General features: G+C 33.3%; 26 protein-coding genes. 15 read left to right on the top strand and 11 right to left on the bottom strand.

Translation table 11 applies throughout. The annotated features are described in order from the left end of the window. Positions 1-13: 13 nt before the first annotated feature. The 6 genes from proB to J7574_RS13490 form a co-directional block, all read right to left on the bottom strand. Positions 14-775, bottom strand: a complete 762-nt coding sequence (gene proB, locus J7574_RS13465; protein WP_290969150.1) for a glutamate 5-kinase — start codon at positions 773-775, stop codon at positions 14-16. Between the two features lie 239 nt (positions 776-1,014). Next, positions 1,015-2,208 carry a glutamate-5-semialdehyde dehydrogenase gene (locus tag J7574_RS13470; protein WP_290969153.1) on the bottom strand — a complete coding sequence of 398 codons (1,194 nt, stop codon included), beginning with the start codon at positions 2,206-2,208 and terminating at the stop codon, positions 1,015-1,017. 85 nt (positions 2,209-2,293) lie between these two features. Then, positions 2,294-3,433 carry an aminotransferase class III-fold pyridoxal phosphate-dependent enzyme gene (locus J7574_RS13475; RefSeq protein WP_290969156.1) on the bottom strand — a complete coding sequence of 380 codons (1,140 nt, stop codon included), beginning with the start codon at positions 3,431-3,433 and terminating at the stop codon, positions 2,294-2,296. 161 nt (positions 3,434-3,594) lie between these two features. Further along, positions 3,595-4,572: an N-acetyl-gamma-glutamyl-phosphate reductase gene (gene argC, locus J7574_RS13480; protein WP_290969159.1), complete on the bottom strand. Its 978-nt coding sequence runs from the start codon at positions 4,570-4,572 to the stop codon at positions 3,595-3,597. After that, positions 4,565-5,758 carry an argininosuccinate synthase domain-containing protein gene (locus J7574_RS13485; RefSeq protein WP_207296668.1) on the bottom strand — a complete coding sequence of 398 codons (1,194 nt, stop codon included), beginning with the start codon at positions 5,756-5,758 and terminating at the stop codon, positions 4,565-4,567. The genes argC and J7574_RS13485 overlap by 8 nt, the downstream gene beginning before the upstream one ends. A 64-nt stretch (positions 5,759-5,822) precedes the next feature. Further along, positions 5,823-6,458: a GNAT family N-acetyltransferase gene (locus J7574_RS13490; RefSeq protein ID WP_290969167.1), complete on the bottom strand. Its 636-nt coding sequence runs from the start codon at positions 6,456-6,458 to the stop codon at positions 5,823-5,825. Positions 6,459-6,659: 201 nt separating this feature from the next. Between J7574_RS13490 and J7574_RS13495 the strand changes: the two genes are divergently transcribed. Then, positions 6,660-6,827 (top strand): hypothetical protein, encoded by a 168-nt coding sequence (locus tag J7574_RS13495; RefSeq protein ID WP_162615021.1) that lies wholly within the window; start codon positions 6,660-6,662, stop codon positions 6,825-6,827. A gap of 98 nt (positions 6,828-6,925) precedes the next feature. Here J7574_RS13495 and J7574_RS13500 read toward each other — a convergent pair whose 3' ends face one another. Beyond that, the gene (locus tag J7574_RS13500; protein ID WP_290969173.1) at positions 6,926-9,196 is read right to left on the bottom strand and encodes a M1 family metallopeptidase; all 2,271 of its coding nucleotides are present in this window, start codon (positions 9,194-9,196) and stop codon (positions 6,926-6,928) included. A gap of 185 nt (positions 9,197-9,381) precedes the next feature. On the opposite strand from J7574_RS13500, the gene J7574_RS13505 reads away from it, so the two are divergent. The 3 genes from J7574_RS13505 to J7574_RS13515 all read left to right on the top strand — a co-directional run bounded on the left by J7574_RS13505 (position 9,382) and on the right by J7574_RS13515 (position 11,456). After that, the gene (locus J7574_RS13505) at positions 9,382-10,233 is read left to right on the top strand and encodes an aldose 1-epimerase family protein (RefSeq protein ID WP_290969175.1); all 852 of its coding nucleotides are present in this window, start codon (positions 9,382-9,384) and stop codon (positions 10,231-10,233) included. An 8-nt stretch (positions 10,234-10,241) separates the two neighbouring features. Next, on the top strand, positions 10,242-10,790 hold the full coding sequence (locus J7574_RS13510; protein ID WP_290969178.1) for a GNAT family N-acetyltransferase: 549 nt from the start codon (positions 10,242-10,244) through the stop codon (positions 10,788-10,790). Positions 10,791-10,901: 111 nt separating this feature from the next. After that, positions 10,902-11,456, top strand: a complete 555-nt coding sequence (locus J7574_RS13515; protein WP_290969180.1) for a DUF3575 domain-containing protein — start codon at positions 10,902-10,904, stop codon at positions 11,454-11,456. Positions 11,457-11,459: 3 nt separating this feature from the next. On the opposite strand, the gene J7574_RS13520 is transcribed toward J7574_RS13515, so the two are convergent. Further along, positions 11,460-11,684, bottom strand: a complete 225-nt coding sequence (locus tag J7574_RS13520) for a VF530 family DNA-binding protein (RefSeq protein ID WP_111376858.1) — start codon at positions 11,682-11,684, stop codon at positions 11,460-11,462. Positions 11,685-11,789: 105 nt separating this feature from the next. Then, positions 11,790-12,446, bottom strand: coding sequence for a hypothetical protein (locus J7574_RS13525; RefSeq protein ID WP_290969187.1), 657 nt, complete (start codon positions 12,444-12,446; stop codon positions 11,790-11,792). A gap of 141 nt (positions 12,447-12,587) precedes the next feature. Here J7574_RS13525 and smpB point away from each other — a divergent pair, with 141 nt between their 5' ends. The 3 genes from smpB to J7574_RS13540 all read left to right on the top strand — a co-directional run bounded on the left by smpB (position 12,588) and on the right by J7574_RS13540 (position 14,898). After that, complete coding sequence (gene smpB, locus J7574_RS13530; RefSeq protein WP_095927676.1) at positions 12,588-13,043, top strand: SsrA-binding protein SmpB; 456 nt, start codon at positions 12,588-12,590, stop codon at positions 13,041-13,043. An 81-nt stretch (positions 13,044-13,124) separates the two neighbouring features. Beyond that, positions 13,125-13,763 carry a hypothetical protein gene (locus J7574_RS13535; protein WP_290969194.1) on the top strand — a complete coding sequence of 213 codons (639 nt, stop codon included), beginning with the start codon at positions 13,125-13,127 and terminating at the stop codon, positions 13,761-13,763. Between the two features lie 85 nt (positions 13,764-13,848). Next, entirely contained in the window at positions 13,849-14,898 is a 1,050-nt protein-coding gene (locus J7574_RS13540) for a Fic family protein (protein ID WP_290969197.1), read from the top strand. A 28-nt stretch (positions 14,899-14,926) separates the two neighbouring features. Here J7574_RS13540 and J7574_RS13545 read toward each other — a convergent pair whose 3' ends face one another. Next, positions 14,927-15,568: a protein-L-isoaspartate(D-aspartate) O-methyltransferase gene (locus J7574_RS13545; protein WP_012025429.1), complete on the bottom strand. Its 642-nt coding sequence runs from the start codon at positions 15,566-15,568 to the stop codon at positions 14,927-14,929. A 119-nt stretch (positions 15,569-15,687) separates the two neighbouring features. Here J7574_RS13545 and J7574_RS13550 point away from each other — a divergent pair, with 119 nt between their 5' ends. The 6 genes from J7574_RS13550 to J7574_RS13575 all read left to right on the top strand — a co-directional run bounded on the left by J7574_RS13550 (position 15,688) and on the right by J7574_RS13575 (position 21,714). Then, a complete protein-coding gene (locus tag J7574_RS13550; protein WP_290969211.1) occupies positions 15,688-16,671 on the top strand; it encodes an RDD family protein in 984 nt (327 codons plus the stop codon). A 124-nt stretch (positions 16,672-16,795) separates the two neighbouring features. Continuing rightward, on the top strand, positions 16,796-17,761 hold the full coding sequence (locus tag J7574_RS13555) for a Gfo/Idh/MocA family oxidoreductase (RefSeq protein ID WP_290969214.1): 966 nt from the start codon (positions 16,796-16,798) through the stop codon (positions 17,759-17,761). Between the two features lie 88 nt (positions 17,762-17,849). After that, entirely contained in the window at positions 17,850-18,743 is an 894-nt protein-coding gene (locus tag J7574_RS13560) for a 3-hydroxyacyl-CoA dehydrogenase family protein (protein WP_290969217.1), read from the top strand. Between the two features lie 12 nt (positions 18,744-18,755). Continuing rightward, a complete protein-coding gene (locus J7574_RS13565) occupies positions 18,756-19,409 on the top strand; it encodes a YggS family pyridoxal phosphate-dependent enzyme (RefSeq protein ID WP_290969220.1) in 654 nt (217 codons plus the stop codon). Between the two features lie 75 nt (positions 19,410-19,484). After that, positions 19,485-20,846: an exonuclease domain-containing protein gene (locus tag J7574_RS13570; protein ID WP_290969223.1), complete on the top strand. Its 1,362-nt coding sequence runs from the start codon at positions 19,485-19,487 to the stop codon at positions 20,844-20,846. A gap of 28 nt (positions 20,847-20,874) precedes the next feature. After that, positions 20,875-21,714 carry an ion transporter gene (locus tag J7574_RS13575; protein WP_290969233.1) on the top strand — a complete coding sequence of 280 codons (840 nt, stop codon included), beginning with the start codon at positions 20,875-20,877 and terminating at the stop codon, positions 21,712-21,714. Between the two features lies 1 nt (position 21,715). On the opposite strand, the gene J7574_RS13580 is transcribed toward J7574_RS13575, so the two are convergent. Then, on the bottom strand, positions 21,716-21,853 hold the full coding sequence (locus J7574_RS13580; protein ID WP_290969236.1) for a hypothetical protein: 138 nt from the start codon (positions 21,851-21,853) through the stop codon (positions 21,716-21,718). A 14-nt stretch (positions 21,854-21,867) separates the two neighbouring features. Between J7574_RS13580 and miaA the strand changes: the two genes are divergently transcribed. Together miaA and J7574_RS13590 are read left to right on the top strand one after the other, a co-directional pair. Beyond that, positions 21,868-22,797 carry a tRNA (adenosine(37)-N6)-dimethylallyltransferase MiaA gene (miaA, locus tag J7574_RS13585; protein WP_290969238.1) on the top strand — a complete coding sequence of 310 codons (930 nt, stop codon included), beginning with the start codon at positions 21,868-21,870 and terminating at the stop codon, positions 22,795-22,797. 16 nt (positions 22,798-22,813) lie between these two features. After that, the gene (locus tag J7574_RS13590; RefSeq protein WP_290969241.1) at positions 22,814-23,560 is read left to right on the top strand and encodes an acyl-ACP thioesterase domain-containing protein; all 747 of its coding nucleotides are present in this window, start codon (positions 22,814-22,816) and stop codon (positions 23,558-23,560) included. Positions 23,561-23,819: the final 259 nt, after the last annotated feature.

Here is a 23,819-nt window from a genome sequence, read left to right on the forward strand (position 1 = left end):
CGTGAATTCGTGGCTATAAAATTTTCGTAAATGGAATTTCGTCTTTTAATGCCCGCAGAATAAAATTATCATTTAATCCGTTGACGATCCAGGTTTCTATATTGGCTGCTTTTGCAATTCCTGCTGCTTCGATTTTGGATTGCATTCCTCCTGTTCCGTGTGATGATTTTGAATCTCCGATTTCTTTTTCGAGCGATTTTAAATCATTGACCAGTTTTATAGTTTCCGGAACTTCATTATGAATGGATTCTTTGGTATAAATTCCATTTGTATTGGTTGCAATGATCAGAATATCAACATTTAGAAGCACTGCCGTTAAAGCTGCTAATTTGTCGTTATCTCCAAACCGAATCTCATCTGTCGCCACGGTATCATTTTCATTGATAATCGGAATGTAATTGTTTTTTACCAATACATTAATGGTGTTTACGATGTTCTTTTTGGTCTGCTCTTTTTCAAAATCAGAATATGAAAGTAAACACTGTGAAGTATTTAATCCTAAATCCTTAAAATTCTCATTGTAAATCCGCATTAAATGAGGCTGTCCAATAGAAGCCAAAGCCTGTTTTACAAAAACATCTTTATCTTGATTATCCAGCTTTACAAATTGCTTTGCCGCTGCAATTGCTCCTGAACTTACGATGATAAATTCATATTCGTCATTCAAAGCCGCAATCTGAATTCCAAGATCTTCAATCTTTCCCCGCGAAATATGATTGGTTTCTTTGGTTAAAGTATTACTTCCTATTTTTAATAAAATCCGTTTCTTACCCATTGTTGTTGTTTTGCTACGATTTTTTAACCGCAAAGTGCGCAAGGTTTATTTATATCCTTTGTGTTTACAAACGCTAAGTTCGCAAAGCTTTGTCTATAATTAAATTCCAAAAAATTAAATTCCAAATTCCAATTGAATATCAATGACAATATCAAATTCAAAAATCACTAATTCACAATCTAAAATCTGAAATCTGCAATCTAAAATTATCTAATTGACACATTATCTAATTATCTCAATTATCTAATCTGTCCCTCTCCGTAAACATACCATTTATTGGTTACCAAATGCTGTAAACCAATTGGTCCTCTTTGATGGAGTTTATCAGTGCTTATGGCCAATTCTCCGCCAAGTCCGAATTGTCCGCCATCTGTGAATCGGGTTGATGCATTTTGGTAAACCGCTGCCGCATCTATCGATTCCATAAACTGCTGAGCAGCTTCGTTATCTCTTGTAATAATTGCTGCAGAATGTCCACCGCAGTATTTATTAATCATATCAATGGCATGATCTTGAGAATCGATGGTTCCGATTACGATTTTATAATCTAAAAACTCTTCGTACCAAATATCTTCGTTTTCAATAGTTTTCGTATTCTCGAAATTCTCTAATGATTTATCGACAATAACTTCCACTTTTGATTCGATTAAAGTTTCGATTAACATTGCAGCAAAACCTTCAAAATTAGGCAGTTTAGAATTTATCAAAACTTTGTCTAAAGCATTACAAGCTGAGATTTTAGCCGTTTTAGCATTTAAAATTACTTTTAAAGCCAAATCTGTATCAGCATCTTCATGAACATAAACAAAATTATTTCCTCGTCCGCTTACAATTACCGGACAAGTTGCATGAGCTTTTACAAACTCAATTAATTTTTCTCCTCCTCTCGGAACAATTAAATCTACTTTTTGAGTTGGCTTTTCTAAAAATGCCTGAGTTTCGGTTCTGTTATAATTCAGATATTCAACCCAATCTTTTGAAACTCTGTTTTCTTCCAGAGCTTGATGCCAAAGGCTTACAATCTTTAAATTTGATTTTAGAGATTCTTTTCCTCCTTTTAATAAAATCTTATTTCCAGATTTAAAAGCAATTCCGCCTGCTTCGATTGTAACGTCTGGACGAGATTCATATATAATTAAAATGGTTCCGAAAGCTGCGGTTTTATTGACCACTTTAATTCCATTATCATGAGTAAAATGAAAACGCTCAATACCGATGGGATCTTCCTGTGAAGCTAACTGATTAAGCGATAGAATCATTTCATCTACTTTTTTATCATCTACTTTCAGGCGTTCTTCCATCGCTAAATCTGAACCGTCGTAATCGCTCAAATCTTCCTGATTGGTCAAAATAATCTGATTCCGCTCCTGTTCGACCAGCTTTGCCATAGTCCGCAAAACCGCATTGCGTGTTTCAATTGATAATGGTTTCATTTTTTGGGTTTAATTGGTTAATCGTCAATTCGTTTAATCGATTAACCAGTTAAACGATTAAACGAATTGACAGTGTAAGTCAAACTTAGTTTTTAAGTTCTTCCAAACTTTCTTTCAACGCTTTTACAAACGTATCGATATCTGCTTTTTTCACTGTAAGAGGCGGTAAAATTCTTAATAGATTTTTATTATTTGCGCTTCCTGTAAAAATGTGCTTTTCGATAATTAATTTCTTTCTTAAAGCTGCTACGTCAAAATCAAACTCCACTCCAAGCATCAAGCCTTTTCCTTTTACTTGTTTGATCCCCTCAACTTCTTTGATTTTCTCTAAGAAATATTCGTAAACTTCATTTACATTCTTTTGTAAATCAAGCTTTTCAATCACATCTAAAACTGCAATTCCTGCTGTACAAGACAAGTGGCTTCCGCCGAAAGTAGTTCCTAATAATCCGAAACTTGCTTCGAATTTTGGAGAAATCAAAATCGCTCCAACTGGAAAACCATTCCCCATTCCTTTTGCAACTGAAATAATATCAGCGTTGATTCTGTGGTGTTGGAAAGCGAAGAATTTACCGCTTCTTCCATATCCTGACTGTACTTCGTCTAAGATTAAAACTACATCGTATTTTTTACATGCTTTTTCTAAAGCCTGAAAAAATTCAGTTGTTCCTTGGTCCAAACCTCCAACTCCTTGGATTCCTTCAATAATTACAGAAGAAACATCTCCTTTTGCTAGTTCCGCTTCAACCAATTCGATTTCGTTTAAAGGTAAAAATGTTACTTCTTGCTGTGCATTTATTGGAGCAACAATCTTTTTGTTATCTGTAACCGCAACGGCTGCAGAAGTTCTTCCGTGGAAAGAATTATGAAAAGCCACAACTCTTGATTTTCCGTTATGGAAAGAAGCTAATTTTAAAGCATTTTCGTTCGCTTCAGCACCAGAACTGCATAAAAACAATTCATAATCTTCTAATCCTGAAAGTTTTCCTAATTTCTGAGCCAATTCTACCTGTAAAGGATTCTGAATTGCATTTGAATAAAAACCTAAATGATCTAATTGATTTTTAAGTTTTGCTACATAATCCGGCTGCGTGTGTCCGATAGAAATCACACCATGTCCGCTGTATAAATCTAAATATTCTACTCCTTTGTCATCGATAATGGTACAATCAATTGCTTTTACTGGAGTAATGTCGTATAATGGGTAAACGTTGAATAAGTTCATGTTTCTGTTTTGTTTATTTTGTTTCAGGTTTCATGTTTCAAGTTGTTCACTGAACGTGAAAACTAAAACTTTACACCTTAAAACTAGTTTATGTTTCTTTGTATCCATTTCAAGTCACGTACAGAACGTGAACCTGAAACTTTAAACGTGAAACTAAAAAATTAAAATCCGCTTGGTTTCAAATGTAAACCTGTGGTTTCTTCCAATCCGAACATTAAATTCATGTTCTGGATTGCTTGTCCTGAAGCACCTTTGGTTAAGTTATCTATAATTGATGTTATGAGAACCCGGTTTCCTTTTTTCAATAAACTAATAATACATTTGTTCGTTTGCACCACTTGTTTCATGTTGATGTTGGTTGTTGTAACCGTTACAAAAGGTTCGTTTTTATAGAACTCTTGGTATTTCTCCACTAATTGCTCTAAACTGTCATCGCAAACTGTGTAAAGCGTTGCAAAAATTCCTCTTGGAAAATCTCCTCTATTTGGAATAAAAAGCAATTCGCTGTCAAAATCATCCTGCAACTGAACTAAACTTTCCGAAATTTCACCTAAATGCTGGTGTTCAAAAGCTTTATAATGCGACATATTATTATTTCTCCAACTGAAATGAGAAGTTTCTGAAAGACCTACTCCTGCTCCTGTGCTTCCTGTTGTTGCATTAATATGTACATCATTATTCAACAAATTGTGTTCTGCCAATGGCAACAAAGCCAACTGAATAGCAGTTGCAAAACAACCTGGATTGGCTATATAATTTGCTTTTTTAATTTCTGCTTTATTGATTTCTGGCAATCCGTAAACGAAATCTTTTCCTTCGAAATGCGCAGCTGCATTCAATCTGAAATCATTTCCTAAATCAATGATTTTAGTATGACTCGCAAACTGATTTTCTTTCAAAAATGAAATTGATTTTCCGTGACCTAAGCACAAGAAAACAACATTCACATTTGGGTTGATTTCGGCTGTGAAATTCATTTCAATATCACCCATCAAATCGTGGTGCGCTACAGAAAGCGGTTTTCCAGCATTTGTTGTACTGTAAACAAAATCGATGTTTACTTTGGGATGATACATTAAAATTCTGATGAGTTCTCCGGCTGTGTAGCCAGAACCACCAATAATTCCGACATTAATCATGGTCTAATTTGTTTACAGATGAGAAAATATTTTGAGCATTTCCTAAAATCTTAATAAATCCTTTTGCATCTTCAGATGTCCAAGCATTGTTCATTTCGCCATACTGACCGAAACCAGTGTTCATCAAATCATTTTCAGATTCGATTCCATCAAGCGAAAAATGATATGGTTTTAATGAAACTGTAACTGTTCCATTTACTGTTTTTTGAGTGTCTTGCAAGAAAGTTTCAATGTTTCTCATTACAGGATCTAAAAACTGACCTTCGTGAAATAACATTCCGTACCAGTTTCCAAGTTGCTCTTTCCAGTATTGCTGCCATTTTCCTAAAGTATGTTTCTCTAATAAATGGTGCGCTTTGATGATAATTAATGGAGCAGCAGCTTCAAAACCAACTCTTCCTTTAATCCCGATAATCGTATCTCCTACGTGAATATCTCTTCCAATTGCGTAAGCGTTTGCTAATTTTTCAAGCGCTACAATATTATTTGATGGTTTATCTGTTTTTCCGTTTAAACCAACTAATTCTCCCTGCTCAAAATGAAGTGTTACTTTTTCTTCGCCTTCTTTTTGCAATTGCGAAGGATAAGCTTCACTTGGTAATGGCTGTCCTGAAGTTAAAGTTTCTTTTCCTCCAACACTTGTTCCCCAAAGTCCTTTATTGATAGAATATTGTGCTTTTTCCCAAGAATAGCTAACACCATTTTTTTGAAGGTATTCTACTTCTTCTTGTCTAGAAAGTTTTAAATCTCTAATTGGTGTAATAATTTCGATTTCTGGAGCAATAGTTTGGAAAATCAAATCGAAACGAATTTGGTCATTTCCTGCACCTGTACTTCCATGTGCGATTGCGCTTGCTCCTACTTTTTTAGCATATTTAATTGCTTCAATAGCTTGAAAAACACGCTCAGCACTAACTGATAATGGATATGTATTGTTTTTTAATACGTTTCCGAAAATCAAATATTTTATAGCTTTGTCATAATATTTGTCTACGATTGTCAGGTTTGCGTGTTGTGCACTTCCTAACTCATAAGCTCTTTTTTCAATAGCTGTTAATTCTTCAGCAGAAAATCCTCCTGTATCAACAAGAACAGTGTGAACTTCGTATCCTTTTTCATTTTTTAAATATTTCAAACAATACGAGGTATCTAATCCTCCGCTATAAGCTAATACTACTTTTTTCATTTTTTATAATTTAGGCTAATACTTTCGTATGTAGCAGTTTGAGATTTTTTCTAATTCATTTGACTTAAACAAAAAATGCCAAGATTTTATTTAAGAATAAAGCTTGTTTGATTTTTTTAAGTCTGTTTAAAACAGCCTCGTTAAAAGGATGTCTTGGTGGTGTTTTTTGTTTTTCTTTCGGATCGTATAACATTCCTGTACAAAGGCACATTTTATTTTCTTTGCTTTGCAGAATAGGATAGTTTGTACACGTTTTACAGCCAGCCCAAAAACTTGGGTCGGTTGTAAGTTCTGAGAAAGGAACTGGTTTATAGCCTAATTCAGAGTTAATTTTCATAACCGCCAAACCAGTTGTAATACCAAATATTTTAGCATCTGGAAATCTTTTCAAAGAATAGTCAAAAACTTTTGATTTTATCTTTTTGGCCAAACCATGACTTCTATAATCTGGGTGTACAATTAATCCAGAATGAGCAACGAATTTTCCGTGCTGCCAGCTTTCTATATAGCAAAAACCTGCAAATTTTCCGTCTGCCAAAGCAATCATCGCATCACCATTTGCCATTTTTTTCTGAATGTACTCAGGAGTTCTTTTAGCAATCCCCGTACCTCTTAATAAGGCAGATGATTCTATCGTATCGCAGATTTCCTGCGCATACTTAAAATGTTCTTCTTGAGTTACAACAATAGAGATCTTCATTTCAATTATTGAAGTTAGAGTTAAAAATTAAAGCATATTGATTCGCTTGAAATCCAGAATTGAATCCAATAAAATTAAGCATAAATGAAGTAACATTCTCAAAATCAAAACATTGATTAAGAAAATTTACAAAAAAATAAATAGTTTTAGGATATGTTTGTCCAATAGACAAATTATGTGATTTCAAAATGAAAAATGGATATGAATAAATATACGGCTATAAAACTCAGTGAACACTATAGAGATAGTGTCCGTACTTCGGGAGAAGTAATCGGTGAGTTTGTCCGTGACAAAGAAGTTATATGTAAACTTATTTTATTCATCGGTGCAAAAGTACATTATTTTTTTATTTACAAAACAAAAAATTAAAATTCTAACATTTTTTTTACGTTTTGTGAATATATAAAAAGCAAAACCCGATAATTATTTCTAATTATCGGGTTTTAAATATATTATCTTTTTAAACTTTACTTTTTTGTAAATGGTATTACTTGCCCATTTCCAGTAATTATCATATCAAAACCTGTTTTAGCTTCATTAAATTTAAACTTTAATCCAGCTCTAGGCGATTCAAAAGTATCTTTTTCATTCGGAACAGGGTCTAAAGAAAAATTCGGATAATTTGGAAGTTCAGCTGTTAAAACACTGTTTTTATCAACCAAATTAATCGTTAAAGGAGATTTAGAAGTAACATAGTTTCCTAAATAACCATCTATAATAATAGCTTTTTCTACTTTACCTGTTCCCGCAGTCCAAACATTGTTTGATTCGTTATTGTCTGGGAAAGCATGATCAGGGTCCAAAATAATACTCTCTATTTCTTCAGTTGAATTATGTTTGAAAGACCAGCTGTTGTTACGTTGCCAGATTTCTACTGGAAGATTAACTCTAGTCACTTTTCCGCTTTTTGTTTTCACATCTAAAACAATTGGCATTGGCATTTTATCAAAATTTTCAACTGTAATAATCACCCCTTTTGCAGGATCGTTTTTCACATATTTAATTGAATTGATTCCTTGATCAAATCTCCAATTGTTTACATACCAACTTCTCCAGAACCAGCTTAAGTCTTCTCCTGCCACATTTTCCATAGATCTAAAGAAATCATCTGGTTGTGGGTGTTTGTAAGCCCAACGCTGGATATAAGTTCTAAAAGCAGTATCAAAACGTTCTTTTCCTAAAACTTGTTCTCTCAAAAGAACAAGACCTGCACTTGGTTTAAAATAACACAACATACCAATATTCTTTTCTTTCATGTTATCTGGAGAGCTCATGATCGTTTCTAAATCTGGACGCGTGAAAGATTCTGCTTCCTGATGTAAATCTGTAGGCTGTTCTTTGTATTCTCCATTGTTAAATGCAGCAGTACTTAGCGAATTAATAAAAGTATTAAAACCTTCATCCATCCAAGCAAATAATCTTTCGTTTGAACCTACAATCATCGGGAACCAGATATGACCAAATTCGTGATCTGTAACTCCCCAAAGATCTTGTCCTTTAGATTTCCATCCGCAGAAAACAATTCCAGGATACTCCATTCCTCCTTCATTACCTGCAACGTTTGTAGCAGCTGGATAAGGATATTCAAACCATTGTTTAGAGTAATGTTCGATCGCAGCTTTTACATATTCTGTAGAACGACCGTAACCATCACGACCATCACTTTCAACAGGATAAGCAGATAATGCTAATGATTTTTTACCGCTTGGAAGGTTAATTTTAGCACCGTCTAAGATGAAAGCTGGAGAAGATGCCCAAGAAAAATCACGAGCATTTTTAATTTTATAATGCCATGTTTTTACAGTTCCTGCGTTATTGTTTGCAGTTGCATTAACTTCATCTGCTGTACGAATCATAACTGTTTTGTCACTGTTAGATGCGTCTTTGTATCTTTTTAATTGCTCTGCAGAGAATACTTCCTGACCATTTAGCAATTCACCAGAACCTACAACATAATGATTTCCTGGAACTGTAAGTTTCACGTCAAAATCACCATATTCTAAATAAAACTCAGATGCGCCTAAATATGGAGCTGTATTCCAGCCTCTCACGTCATCATATACGCACATACGTGGATACCATTGTGCGATAGTGAAAATTTTTCCGTTTTTTGTCTCCAAAACTCCCATTCTATCAGACCCCTCGAAAGGTGCAATGAAAGAGAATTCGATTTTAATTTTTACAGAACCTCCTTTTGCAGCTAACTCCTGTGGAAGGAAAATTTGCATTCTTGTGTCTGTAACAATATATTTTGCTTCAACTTCTGTTTTCGTTTTTCCGCCAGAAATTATTTTTACTGATTTGATTTTGTTTCCGCCATCAAAAACTTGTCCTTGGGCTCCGTTACGGCTTCCTGTTAAAGGCACAACTGCATTTCCTCTAGAATCGTCTTTAAATAAATTCTGATCTAAATTCAGCCAAAGAAACCCTAATTTGTCAGGGCTATTATTAGTATAAGTAATTTCGTCTGTCCCTACAATCTCGTTTGTAGTCGCATTCAGTTTTGCCGTAATCTGATAATCGGCTCTGTTCTGCCAATATTCAATACCAGGCTGACCACTAGCTGCACGGGTTGGAGTACCATTTTTGGTGTAGAAATTAGGGCCAAAGGCATCATGATAATTGTAATTGTTTACTGGATTTGCTGTTGGCGCTGATGGAGTTTGCTGCGCCCAAACTGAAGAAATCCCAAAAAATAAAGCCGCGGTTAAAATGGCTTTTGCAGATTGCTTTTTCATATTTTTTAGCTGTTTATGTAGCAAATTAATGAAAAAAAAAGCTATTCGCAGAGAAATTTGAAAACATAAATTCAATTTTAGCAAAATTTTATCAATAAAATAATTTAAGCGTTTTTCTTAAAAAACTAAATTTTATAAAATATATTTACATCTCTATAAAAAACAATCATTTTATATTCAACATTGTGACTACAACTATTTCAAATTCAATACTAAAAGCTTCAATCAAACATGCTGGAGCTGAATTATTTTCTATAAAAGACAATCAAAACAATGAATACATCTGGGAAGGCAATCCAGATTTTTGGGGCAAGCACTCCCCTGTTCTTTTTCCAATTGTAGGTACTTTGAAAAACAATACTTATAAAATAAATGAAAAAGAGTATCATCTGTCTCGTCATGGTTTTGCCCGTGACATGGAATTTTCTTTGATTGAAAAAACAGAAAATAAAGCCGTTTTTTCTCTTAAATCTTCTGAAGAAACATTACAGAAATATCCTTTTGAATTTGAATTACAGCTTATTTATACCCTTAACGAAAGTTCATTAGAATTAGAATATAAAGTAATTAATAAAGGAAAAGAAAAAATGCCTTTTTCAATTGGCGCACATCCTGCCATTGCTCTTCCAGATGCTTTTGATGATTATGCTCTTCAATTCGAAAAAGAAGAAAATCTGAAATATTACCTTCTTGAAAATGATCTAATTTCATCAAAAACTAAAGTTTTAGAAACTAAAAATAATTTAGTTCCTTTAAATTATGAGCTTTTTAAAAATGATGCTTTAATTTTTAAAACCATTGAATCAAAATCTTTGACTATCCTAAACAATTCAAAACCATATATCAAAGTTGATTATCCTGATTTTCCAAGTTTAGGAATCTGGACAAAAGAAAATGCTCCATTTATTTGCATCGAGCCTTGGCTTGGCTATTCTGACACTGATGAAAACACAGGCGATTTATATAAAAAAGAAGACATTTTGACATTGGACGAAAATAAAGATTTCAGTGCTAAATTTAGTATCACAATATTATAACAAACAAAATGTTAGAATTTAATTTCACTCCATTTCCAATAATAGAAACAGAACGTTTATTTTTAGACAGGGTTACAGATATAGACGCACAAGAAGTTTTTGAACTGCGTTCTAATCCTGAAACCATGAAATATATTCCGAGACCTTTAGTAAAAAATCATGAGGATGCTTTGGAACATATTCGAATTATTGACGAGAAAATTGAAGAAAATATTGGAATAAACTGGGGCATCAGGCTTAAAGGCAATCCTAAACTGCTAGGAATTATTGGCTTTTACAGAATGCAACCCGAAAATTATCGCTCTGAAATTGGATACATACTTTCTCCAGATCACCACGGAAAAGGAATTGTATCAGAAGCCGTAAACAGGCTAATTAAGTTTGGTTTTGAAGATTTGAAACTTCACTCGATAGAAGCCATAATTGATCCAGAAAATCATGCCTCTGAAAAGGTATTGCAAAAATGCGGATTTGTTAAAGAAGCTCATTTTAAAGAGTCAGATTTTTGGGATGGGAAATTTCGCGATAAGGTAATTTATTCATTATTAGAAAAGTAAACTTTTCTTCTTGTTAAAATAATCTTATAGGCAATTGTTCTCTAGCATTATACGTTATATTTGCGCTCGAAATCAGCCAAAAAAGGCTGTTTTTGAATTCCTATAAAATTTATGAAAAAAATACCCGCCCTATTTGTTCTTTTATTTTGTATCCAACTGCAAAGTCAGACATTTGTAAAATTTAACGGCGCTACTGCTTTGTTACTAGTCCCGAATATTGGAATAGAAACCAGTATTGGAGAAAAAACCACATTTAGTGCTGATGTAATGGCTTCTTTTTGGGAATCTTTTAATGGACAAAACCCAATGAAATTTATTACTGTTACTCCTGAAATTCGTTATCATTTTAAAGAAAAATACAATGGTTTTTATGCTGGAGCACATATAGGAGCTGACAGATATCAGATACAGAAATGGAATTATTGGAATACTAATATGTACGAAGATGGTTTCGGTTACCGAATTGGAGCTACAGTGGGTTACAACCTAAAATTAAGTGATAAATTTTTACTAGACTTCTTTGTAGGCGGCGGATGGCATCAAGGCTTTTATCATGGCAAATACAATGACGGAACTCCTGGAAGATATGAAAAAACAGTCAATTGGAATAAAAGTGGGGAATGGCTTCCGTATCGTGGAGGTGTTATGATTTCTTATAAATTATAAAAATCAACTTAATTTAGGAAGCGTTTTAATATAAAGCTCTTCTACTTTTTTACGAGCCCAATCTGTCTTTCTTAAAAAAGTAAGACTTGATTTTACACTCGGATTTGAATTAAAGCATTTTACTGGAATTAATTCTCCTAAAGTATCAAATCCGTAATAATCGACTAAGGTTTCGACAATTTTTTGAAGCGTAATTCCGTGTAATGGATCTTTAGATTGGTTTTGCATTTTATACTTTTTAAATAACATCAAAAGACCGTACAATGAAAAGTACGGTCTTCTTTTTTGCAAAATTACTAAATAGAATTTTACGTTAATCAAATAAAGAATAAATTAGAATACGAATTTAAATCCAACAGAAATTGGAGAAGTCAAGTTTGGATTACTTCCACCAAATGCTGTATTGTAATACGAATCGACATTAGCCACATGAGCTAATCCAAAATTGGTAATCGTTGTTTTCTCTCCATTCTCTGGTTTTAGAGTTGTAGAAGTAAAATTTGCTAAATCATAAGAGAACTCAACAGAGAAATTTTTGGTTACAAAATAATCAAGGCCTCCTGATACAGACAAACCAAATTGATTTACCTTTAAATTACTTTCTTTTTCTTTTCCTGTAATTACTGGTATTGCCGCCTGTCCGAAGAAATATAACGAACCGGCTACATTCCAATATTTTCTAACCAAAGGTTGAAAAACAAATAAATCTGTCTTAGCTAGTGTTTTAACATCTGTACTTCCTGCAGAATAACCATCTGATTTAATATTAATATACCCAATTCCAGCACCTACTGCGACAGATGGCGTAACAAACGTACCGACTATTGGCAATACCGATATACTTGTTCCTTTAACCTCTCCGCTTTTAGTTTGCTGATAGCCAAACTGAGAAGTAGCAAACCAAGCTCCTTTCAGCCCTTGAGAGGGATCTTGAGCTTTAGCAGTTAAACCGATTAACACCATACTCACTAAAGTAAAAATCTTTTTCATTTATTTTGTTTTTTAAAATTACATGACAAACTTAGGAGTAAGCTTTTTCGTTAATCCTGATTTAAATCATGCGTTGAAAAAAAATCTTTAATTATCTTTAACTGCCTCATTTTTTTTCAATTTTGTCTTACATTTGCAACCATGATAAAATCAGTCAACATACTTAACAAAAGAGCCAGATTCGATTACGAGATAATCGACACTTATACTGCTGGAATTGTTTTGGCGGGAACAGAAATTAAATCTATACGTTTGGGAAAAGCAAATATCACAGAAAGCTTCTGCGAATTTAGTGGCATGGAACTTTTTGCCATTAATACTTATATTGAAGAATATTCTTTTGGAAATCAATTCAACCATAAATCAAGAAGTGAAAGAAAACTGCTTTTAAATAAAAAAGAATTAAAAACACTCCATAAAAGTGTTCAAGCAAAAGGTTTAACTATTATACCTTTAAAATTATTTACAAACGAAAAAGGTCTAGCCAAACTGCAAATCGGCTTGTGTAAAGGAAAGAAAAACTATGACAAGCGTGAATCTCTAAAGGAACAAGACACAAAACGCGATTTAGACAGAATCAAAAAAGCGTACAACTAAGAGCAAATTTAATTTTCTCTTAATGACCTTTTTATAATATTTTATTGTTATTTTTATTACAAAATAATTTAACTGTAAAATATGAAAAAGTATTTAGTTTTGTTTTTCGCTATTGCAGCGTTTTCAAGTTGTGGCAGTAATACTTCTATTGTAAACAGCTGGAGAGATCCTGATGTAACGATCACTCAGGAACAATTTAAAAAAGTTTTGGTTGTCGCTTTGGTCAAAGATGAAGCTTCGAGACGAATTACCGAAAACAGAATTGCAGCAGGCAATCCTATATTTAAGACTTCCTATCAGTACTTAAATGCAACCTCACAATTATCGCAAGAACAAAAACTAAAGATTTTACAAGACGAAAATTTTGACGGCGTAATCAGTATGCGATTAGTCAGTAAAGAAAAAGAAGTCAATTATGTTCCTGGAACTTATACAGGTATGTATTACGGAGGATTTGATGGGATGTACACAGGTATGTACGGTTACGGATTTGGAAATTGGTACGGAATGTATTCACCAAACTTCTACGACCCAGGATACTACCAAGAAACAACCTCTTATATGGTCGAAACCAATGTATTTTCGTTAAAACAAAACAAGCTAATCTGGACAGGAACAACAGAATCACAATACGTAACTGATTTAGGACAAACTGTAGATGCTATAATGCAGGCAGTTGTAAAAGAAATGAGAAAAGACGGCTCGCTTCCTCCAAAATAAAATATCACAAGCAGTGTTTATAAAATACTGCTTTTCTTTTGTTTAAAAAATTGACTAATTTTGTCAAGACTAAATTTTTCATAAAATGAAATCGCTTTTAAAAAATGCTAGAGAACAGAAAGGTTTAAAAACTCGTGAATTGGCACAACTTGCAGGTATTGACCAAGCTTTGATTAGTAAATTTGAATCGGGCACTAGAAAACCAACAAAAGATCAGGTTACTAAATTATCTCAGCTTCTGGAGATTGATTATGAAACTTTGATGATTGCTTGGCTTAAAGAGAAAATCCTTTATGAAATTGGTGACGATGAATTTGCGTTGAAAGCTTTAAAAGTTGCCGAAGATGAAATCAAATACAACAAAACAGTTTCAAATCTTAAACTATCAACTTCATTAGAAAAGATTTTAAAAGAAATCGATTTTTTAAAAGCTAAACTTGATTCTTATCGTCAATATGACAGTTTTAAAATCAAACAAACACTCGAACTAGAATATACTTTTGAAAGTAATAGAATTGAAGGAAATACTATGACGCTTCGCGAAACGGACATGGTTATCAATGAAGGCTTGACAATTTCAGGAAAAAGTATGCGAGAACATCTTGAAGCCATTAACCATCAAGAAGCTATTGGTTTTATAAAAGAATTAATGGTTAAAAATAATTCGTTAAACGAGCGAGATCTTTTATCAATTCATAATTTAATTCTTCGTGGAATAATTCCAGAGGATGCAGGACGTTACAGAAAAGTTCAAGTTATGATACAAGGAAGTTCACACATGCCTCCTCAACCTTTAATGGTTCAGCAAGAAATGGATGAATATTTTATTTGGTATGAAATCAACAAAAACAAATTACATCCCGTCATTCTAGCTGCTGAAATGCACGAACGTTTAGCTACAATTCATCCTTTTATTGATGGAAATGGCAGAACGTCAAGATTGATTATGAATTTAATTTTGATGCAAAAAGGCTATCCAATAGCTAATATTAAAGGCGATTATGAAAATCGAATGCAATATTATCAATCTTTAGAAATAGCCCAAACTAAAAAAGACAAAGAATATTTTTTCCTTTTCATTGCGCAAAGAGAAAAAGAAAGTTTAGAAAGATATATTTCAATTCTAACGCAATAAAAAAGCCCGCATAAAACGGGCTTTTCATTTAGTTTTTATCTTCTAATAAAGGAACAAATCGAAACTCTCCAAATTCATGTTTTTCAAATTGAGTTTCATTCTTTCTAATTAATAAAGTCATAATCTGAACATCTTCTCCTAACGGAATTACAAGTCTTCCTCCTATTTTTAATTGCGCCATTAATGGCTGAGGAATAAATGGTGCACCTGCTGTCACTATAATACTGTCAAAAGGCGCAAAATTTGGCAATCCTTTATAGCCGTCTCCAAAAGTAACATGTTTTGGACGAATGTTTAATTTTGGAAAAAGATTAGATGTAGTTTTAAACAATTCACTTTGTCTCTCAACCGTATAAACTTTAGCGCCAAGCATAAACAGAACAGCAGTCTGGTAACCAGAACCCGTTCCAATTTCTAAAATCTTGTGATCTTTTTTCACTTCAAGCAATTGCGACTGAAAAGCTACCGTATAAGGTTGCGAAATAGTCTGTCCAGCTCCAATAGGAAAAGCTTTATCCTGATAAGCGAAATCTTCAAAACTAGAATTCAAAAAAAGGTGTCTTGGGATTTTTTTTATCGCATCCAAAACTGCTCTGTCAGTAATTCCTTTTTGCTCTAAAGTGGTTACTAATTGATTGCGAAGTCCTTGATGTTTGGCAGTGTCTTTCAAAATGGGTAGGTTTTATTTTCGCAAAAATAAGAAAACAAATTATCAAAAGTCAACTACTTTTTTATGATTTAATTTCTATTTTTGATTAAAACCATAAACCTAACAACCACAACCATTTTATGAAAAAGATTATCTTTATCTTATCACTATTTTTTTCTCTATGGGGTATTTCTATTGCCTTCTTCTTTGTTTTCTTTAACCCTACAGACATAACCGAATTCTCAAATTTTATTGTATTTAGTAGTAAACCTTATCATTTTTCAGGATTCGATATTTATATTATCACAGAAAGAACAAACGAATATTCGTACAGAAGCACTTCAATAGCATTTTTAACCTTATTCTTTTATTTATCTTTCCTCGCAGGAAGTATCATTTATTATTTTTCACAATATAAAGACTCTAAATTATTATTATTTAATTACGCCTTAATTTTCTTAGATGGAATAATAAAAATATGCTCTTTTTTTCTTCATTTCCATACTATTCAATTTGGCATCTATAGCATCATTTACATATTACTCTCTATAGCATACATTTTCATTTCGTACCAATTCATTACTAAACATTTGAATATTAATGCGGAGGATAATAATCTTGAAAATGCATCCAATTACAAACGCCTCTTAAATCTTATTATAGATTCTTTTATTATAATCATTATCGTTTATGGATTTATTACTTATGCAATACAAAACAATCAAGAAACCTCTATTTTTAAGTATTTTAAAATCACTTTCGGAGTTAAATTTGGGATTTTAGCTTTCTTTTCTGTTATTAAATTCATTTACTATTTATTATTCGAATCTGTGTTTAAAAGCACACCTGCAAAATTCATAACCGCTTGTTACATAACAGATGAAAATGGAAATCCGCCTACTTTTTTGATGATCTTAAAACGAACATTATTTCGATTTATCCCTTTTGAGAGTTTATCTTTTTTAATGGGTAAAAATCTACATGATGATTACACAGACACTTATGTCATAAATAAAAAAACAGACTTTAAAACAGAAAAAAAATATTTACAAACATTATCTATTTGTTTTCTTATTATGTTAGTTATCTATTTTTATAATTTATCAACAAGACATCATTTTTAATTATAAAAAAAAGATCAAAGTGAATTTCGAAAGATTATCATATGCGAAATGAATCGATAAATCTTTCTGGCATTCATTTTCACTTTCAACAAATAAATTATATTTTTGTTTAAAATACATTCTCATGTTAAAAGTAGGAGTTTTAGGTGCTGGTCATCTTGGTAAAATACATTTACGCTTATTACAACAATCTGACAAATACGAATTAGTTGGATTTTACGACGAAAATCAAGAAAATGCCGAAAAAATCTCAAAAGAGTTTGGCTATAAAAACTTCAGCACAATTGCAAAACTCATTCACGCTGTCGATGTGATTGACATTGTTACTCCAACACTTTCACACTATAAATGTGCAAAAGTCGCAATCAAATCTGGAAAACATATCTTTATTGAAAAACCTATTGCCAACACAGTAGAAGAAGCCGAAGAAATCATTGCTTTAGCCAAAGAATACAATGTAAAAGGACAAGTAGGTCACGTAGAGCGCTTTAATCCCGCTTTTATTGCTACAAAAAACATGATCGAAAATCCGATGTTTATAGAAACACATCGTTTGGCCGAATTTAATCCACGCGGTACAGACGTTCCTGTGGTTTTAGATTTAATGATTCATGATATTGACGCCATTTTAAGCGTTGTAAATTCAAAAGTAAAAGACATTCACGCCAGTGGCGTATCGGTAATTAGTGATACACCGGATATTGCCAACGCCAGAATCGAATTCGAAAACGGATGCGTTGCCAACTTAACTGCCAGCAGAATTTCATTAAAAAACATGCGTAAATCACGTTTCTTTCAAAAAGACGCGTACATTTCTGTTGACTTTTTAGAAAAAAAATGCGAAGTAGTTCGTATGAAAGATGCGCCAGAAGTTCCTGGAGATTTCGATATGATACTTCAAAACGCTGAAGGTGTAAAAAAACAAATTTATTTCACTAATCCAGATGTAGAGCAAAATAATGCTATTCTTGACGAATTAGAATCTTTTGCGCATGCAATAAATACAGATACTACGCCAGTTGTAACTTTGGAACAAGCAACAGATGCATTGCGTGTAGCTTATCAAATTATTGACTGTTTCAACAAATAATTAAATTTCAAAAAAAATAAGTTAGCCACGAATTCACGAATTGATTAGTGAATTCGTGGCTAAATCATAAAAAAATATCTATCATAATATGAAAACAATAGCTGTAATTGGGGCAGGAACAATGGGTAACGGAATTGCGCACACTTTTGCGCAAAGCGGATTTACTGTAAAATTAATCGACGTTTCTGAAAAATCATTAGATAAAGGAATGGCAACTATTGCGGCCAACTTAGATCGTATGCTTTCTAAAGGAACAATCACGCAAGAAGATGTTACTAAAACAATTACCAATATTATTACGTATACAGATTTAAAAGACGGAGTCGTTGGTGTTGATTTAGTAGTCGAAGCTGCAACTGAAAATGTGGAGTTAAAGCTGAACATCTTCAAGCAATTAAACGAATATTGCTCTCACAATACCATTTTGGCAACCAATACTTCTTCCATTTCAATTACGCAAATCGGAGCTGTTGTAGCACATCCTGAGCGTGTTATCGGAATGCACTTTATGAATCCAGTGCCGATTATGAAATTAGTCGAAATCATTCGCGGATACAATACAAGCGATGAAGTGACTAAAATCATCATGACTTTATCTGAAAAATTAGGTAAAGTCCCAGTTGAAGTAAACGATTATCCTGGATTTGTGGCAAACAGAATTTTAATGCCAATGCTAAACGAAGCGATTGAAACGTTATACAATAAAGTTGCGGGAGTTTACGAAATTGACACCGTAATGAAATTAGGAATGGGGCATCCAATGGGACCACTTCAATTGGCTGATTTTATTGGCCTTGATGTTTGTCTTGCAATCTTAAATGTAATGTATGATGGATTCAAAAACCCGAAATATGCTCCTTGCCCACTTTTAGTAAATATGGTTAGAGCAGGAAAACTGGGAGTTAAATCTGGAGAAGGTTTTTATGATTATAGCGAAAGCAAAAAAGCAGAGAAAATTTCGAAGCAATTTATTCTTTCATAAAAAAGAAATATCATGTCGATTCAATCGAATTTAAATACAATTAAAGCAACTTTACCTGAACATGTAACTCTGGTTGCCGTTTCAAAAACAAAACCTGTTTCAGACTTGATGCAAGCTTACGAAGCAGGCCAACGGATTTTTGGAGAAAACAAAATTCAGGAAATGACTGAAAAATGGGAACAAATGCCAAAAGACATTCAATGGCATATGATTGGTCATGTTCAGTCGAATAAAGTCAAATTTATGGCGCCATATGTCACTTTGATTCATGGTGTTGACAGTTTGAAATTATTACAAGAAATTAATAAACAAGCTTTAAAAAATAAAAGAATTATAGATTGCCTTCTTCAAATTTATATTGCCGAAGAAGAATCTAAGTTTGGTTTGGACAAAAAGGAATTAAATGAACTTTTAACTTCTCCAGAGTTCAAAGAGTTGAAAAATATTCGTATCTTAGGTTTGATGGGAATGGCCACTTTCACCGAAGACCAAAACCAAATAAAAAAAGAATTCACACATTTAAAATCTATTTTTGATTCTATCCAAAAACTACAGATTGTTGATTTAAAAACAATTTCAATGGGAATGTCTGGAGATTATCAATTAGCCATAGAATGCGGAAGCACAATGGTGAGAATTGGAAGCAGCATTTTTGGCGGGCGTTAAAATTCAAAAATAGTTAGACGCACTGCAGTGCGCCTCTACACCAAAAACAGAATACTAAAAACTGAGCACTAAAATTTGTACGCGATACTAGACATAGAAACCACTGGGGGACAATTTAATGAAGAAGGAATTACTGAAATCGCCATCTACAAATTTGACGGACATGAAGTAGTTGACCAATTCATCAGTCTCGTCAATCCCGAAATTCCGATTCAACCTTTTGTAGTAAAACTGACAGGAATAAATAATGCTATGTTGCAGTCGGCACCAAAATTCTATGAAGTTGCAAAACGCATTATAGAAATCACTTCTGACTGCGTAATCGTAGCGCATAATGCTTCTTTTGATTATAGAATTCTTCGAACAGAATTCCGTCGTTTAGGCTACGATTTTGAAGCCAAAACACTTTGCACAGTAGAATTAGCTAAAAAACTAATTCCAGAACAGCCTTCCTATAGTTTAGGAAAACTCGTGCGTGCACTCGGAATTCCAATGGCAGACAGACATCGCGCGAGCGGAGATGCTATGGCTACAACAAAGCTGTTCAAAATGCTTTTAGAAAAAGACACAGAGAAAACAATCGTAAAAGATTTTATAAAACTCGAAGTCGAAAAAGGAATTTCTCCAAAATTCTTAGATATTCTCGATCAAATGCCAACCAAAACTGGCGTTTATTATATCTACAAAGAAGATGGCACTTTAATTTATATCGGCAAAAGCCAAAACATCAAAAAAAGAGTTAATCAGCATTTTACTGGAGTTACAACCAAAAGCAAAAGAATTCAGGCAGAAGTTTTTACTATAACTTACGAAGAAACTGGAAGCGAACTGATCGCGCTTTTAAAAGAAAGCCAAGAAGTAAAAATCAATCGCCCGAGATACAATCGTTCGCAAAAGAAAACCGTTTTCCCCTTTGCTTTATATGCCGAAAAAGATTTAAACGGCTATATCAATCTTAAACTTGAAAAAGCTGACGGACGAAAGAAAGAAATTACATCTTTTGTTTCTCTACAAGAAGGCAAAAATGCGCTTTTTAAATTTACGGCAAAATATCATTTGTGCCAAAAACTAACGGGTTTATATCAAACCAAAAAAGAGTGCTTTCAGTATAAAATTAAAGAATGTGATGGAGCTTGCATTGGCGAAATTACATCAGAAGTCTATAATTTAAGAGTACAGCAATTTATTTCAGAAAATAGTTTCGAAAATAAAAGCATGATCTTAATCGACAGAGGTCGCAATATAAACGAAAAGAGCGCTATTTTAATCGAAGACGGAACGTACAAAGGTTATGCTTATTACGATTTAAACTATCAGATCACCAATATCGATATTCTAAAAAATATCCTGATTCCAATGCAGCACAATCGAGATGTAAAAAACATCATTCAAAGCTACATTCGCAAGAGCAAATCATTAAAAATCCTGCATTTTTAATACGATAAACTTTACGTATCTTCGTGATATGACAAAAAACAAATCAAAATACGAGATTTTTAGAGAAAAAATTAAAATCGTTCTCTACGGTACAAATACCATTTTGGGCCGAATGTTCGATTTGGTTCTCTTGGGGCTCATATTACTCAGCGTACTTTTGGTAATGCTCGATACGGTAGAAGGAATCAATCATGAATACCATCGCCAACTGCTTATTTGCGAATGGATTATCACGGTCTTCTTTACCATCGAATATATTTTAAGAATAATTGCGATTCAAAAACCAATAAAATACATTTTTAGTTTTTACGGAATCATAGATTTGATGGCCATTTTACCAATGTATCTGTCAATCTTTTTTCCTGCTACAAATGTCTTGACTATTGTGCGTGTATTACGATTTTTCAGGTTATTCAAAATCCTACATATTCCGCAAATTTCACATCAATCGTATCAGCTCAAAGAAGCCCTGCAGGCAAGTAAAGAAAAAATTCTCGTTTTCATTTATTTTGTCGTTATCAGCGCCGTAATTATAGGAGCATTAATGTACGTTGTCGAGGGCAAAGAAAGCGGTTTCACCAGTATTCCAGTTAGTATTTATTGGTCTATTGTAACACTGACGACCGTTGGTTATGGAGATATTTCGCCAATTACGCCACTTGGACAATTTCTCGCATCACTTGTCATGATTATGGGTTACGGAATCATCGCAGTGCCTACTGGTATTGTAACTGCAGAATTTGCCAAAGCCAGCCTTAGAAACAGTTCTGTAAGCGGAAAAAAAAACTGCTCGCAATGCAAAGCACAACTGCATTTTGATAATGCAAAATATTGCTATCAATGCGGAAAAACATTGCCAAATAATTAATTTATGAAGCTAATCCAGCTGTACATTGCAACTCCTCCTTATCTTTGTTGTTTTTTAAAGTCATAAAAGGAGCTTCCTCCGGTCGCTCTTTTATTCCAAAAAAAACAAACAAATATAAGTCCGGGGTTTCGATTTCCATCTGGGCTAAAAAATATGAAGTACTTAATAACAATCGTCGGACCAACAGCTATCGGGAAAACAGCCCTGAGCATTGCTTTGGCACAACATTTTAAATGCGAAATTATTTCCTGCGATAGCCGTCAGTTTTTTAAAGAAATGACCATTGGCACAGCCGTTCCAAGTCAGGAAGAATTAAACGCTGCCAAGCATCATTTCATTCAAAACAAATCTATTTTCGAAAATTATACCGTTGGAGATTATGAAAAAGAAGCACTTTCAAAACTGGAAGAATTGTATCAAACCAATGACTTTGCCATTTTAATTGGCGGATCAGGTTTATACGTCGATGCGGTTTTAAAAGGTTTTGATGAATTTCCAGAAATCCAACCAGAAGTTCGCTCAGAAGTAAATTCTAACTACGAAAAATTCGGAATCGAATATCTTCAAGAACAACTGCAACATTTGGATCCCGAATATTATCAAAAAATAACAATCGAAAATCCGCAGACTTTACAAAACCCGCAACGAATGATGCGTTTTGTAGAAGTATGCATCGGCTCGCAAAAACCCTATTCTTCATTCTTAAATTTGAAGAAAAACAATAGAAACTTCACTCCTATTTTAATTGGTTTAGATGCAGATAGAGAAGTTATCTACAACAGAATCAATCAGCGAGTAGACATTATGATGAATATGGGACTGCTCGAAGAAGCCAAAACCCTTTATCCTAACAAAGAGTTAAATGCTTTACAAACGGTCGGTTATAGAGAATTATTTAGTTATTTTGACGGAGAATTCACTTTGCCTTTTGCAATTGAAGAAATAAAAAAGAACACGCGAAGATTTTCAAAAAGACAATTAACGTGGTTCAAAAGAAATGAAAACACAAAATGGTTTGATTATTCGACTGATAGAAATGAGATTATCAATTACATCAAAGAAAATCTAAAACAAACAATCTAAAATCTAAATTTAGAAAATGCCAATATCACCAAATTTTACATCAGTTCTAAGTAAAGACTGGGAAATTAATTTTACGCAATGTACGCCAAACGGCTACTTAAAATATACTGATTTATGCAATCTTTTACAGCTTACTGCTGCAGCACATTCTGAAGTTGGCGGAATCAGCTTTACAGATATGCAAGAATTTGATCAAGCTTGGGTTCTAAGCCGTATGCGTGTAGAAATAACCGCTTTACCAAAATGGCAAGATGTTGTAACCGTAAAAACTTGGATCAATAGTCTTGAAAATTCACGTTCGGTTCGTGCACTCGAAATGTATGTAAACGGAAAAAAGATTGTAGGCAGCGAAACGTATTGGGCTGTTTTCAACACCAAAGCACGCCGCCCAGAACCTTTGGCACTGCCTTTTGAGCATTTCGAACTTTTCCCAGAAAACAGAGCAACAGTTGAAGGCTTTTCTCGAATCAACATTAATTCTGAAAAAGAATCTGTTTTCGAAAAAACAGTCTATTTATCTGATTTAGACATTGTAAATCATGCCAATAATGTAAAATATCTAGAATGGTGCTTGGATCATGTTGATGCAAAAAAAATTTTAAAGCAAGAAGTAAAAAGCTTCGAAATGAATTTCTTAAAAGAGCTTTCTCTAAATGATCAAGTTGTTATTCATGAAAATGACAATGAAAATCATTCCGCAACAACTTTTAGCATTACAAAAGGTGATAAAAATTGTTTTGCTTTAGAATTACATTGGAAATAATCCAAATATGATATGTAGTCCCTATGGGACATTTTTACATTCCTGATCTTATTTCTACAGATCTATAATCTCTACGAGATAATTGTATTGTTAAAACTCTGTCAGGTTAAATATTGAAAAAAAAAGTTTTTATTACTAATACATATCATCGGTAACGGAATAATTCTAGTACAAACTCCGCTAGGAGTTAAATATGGGTAGAAAAAAAATTAACAACAAACATATTGTCCCGTAGGGACTATTTGTCTAGAAATAAATA

The organism is Flavobacterium sp. (genome assembly GCF_017744675.1).
In the GTDB taxonomy this organism is placed as follows: Bacteria; Bacteroidota; Bacteroidia; order Flavobacteriales; family Flavobacteriaceae; genus Flavobacterium.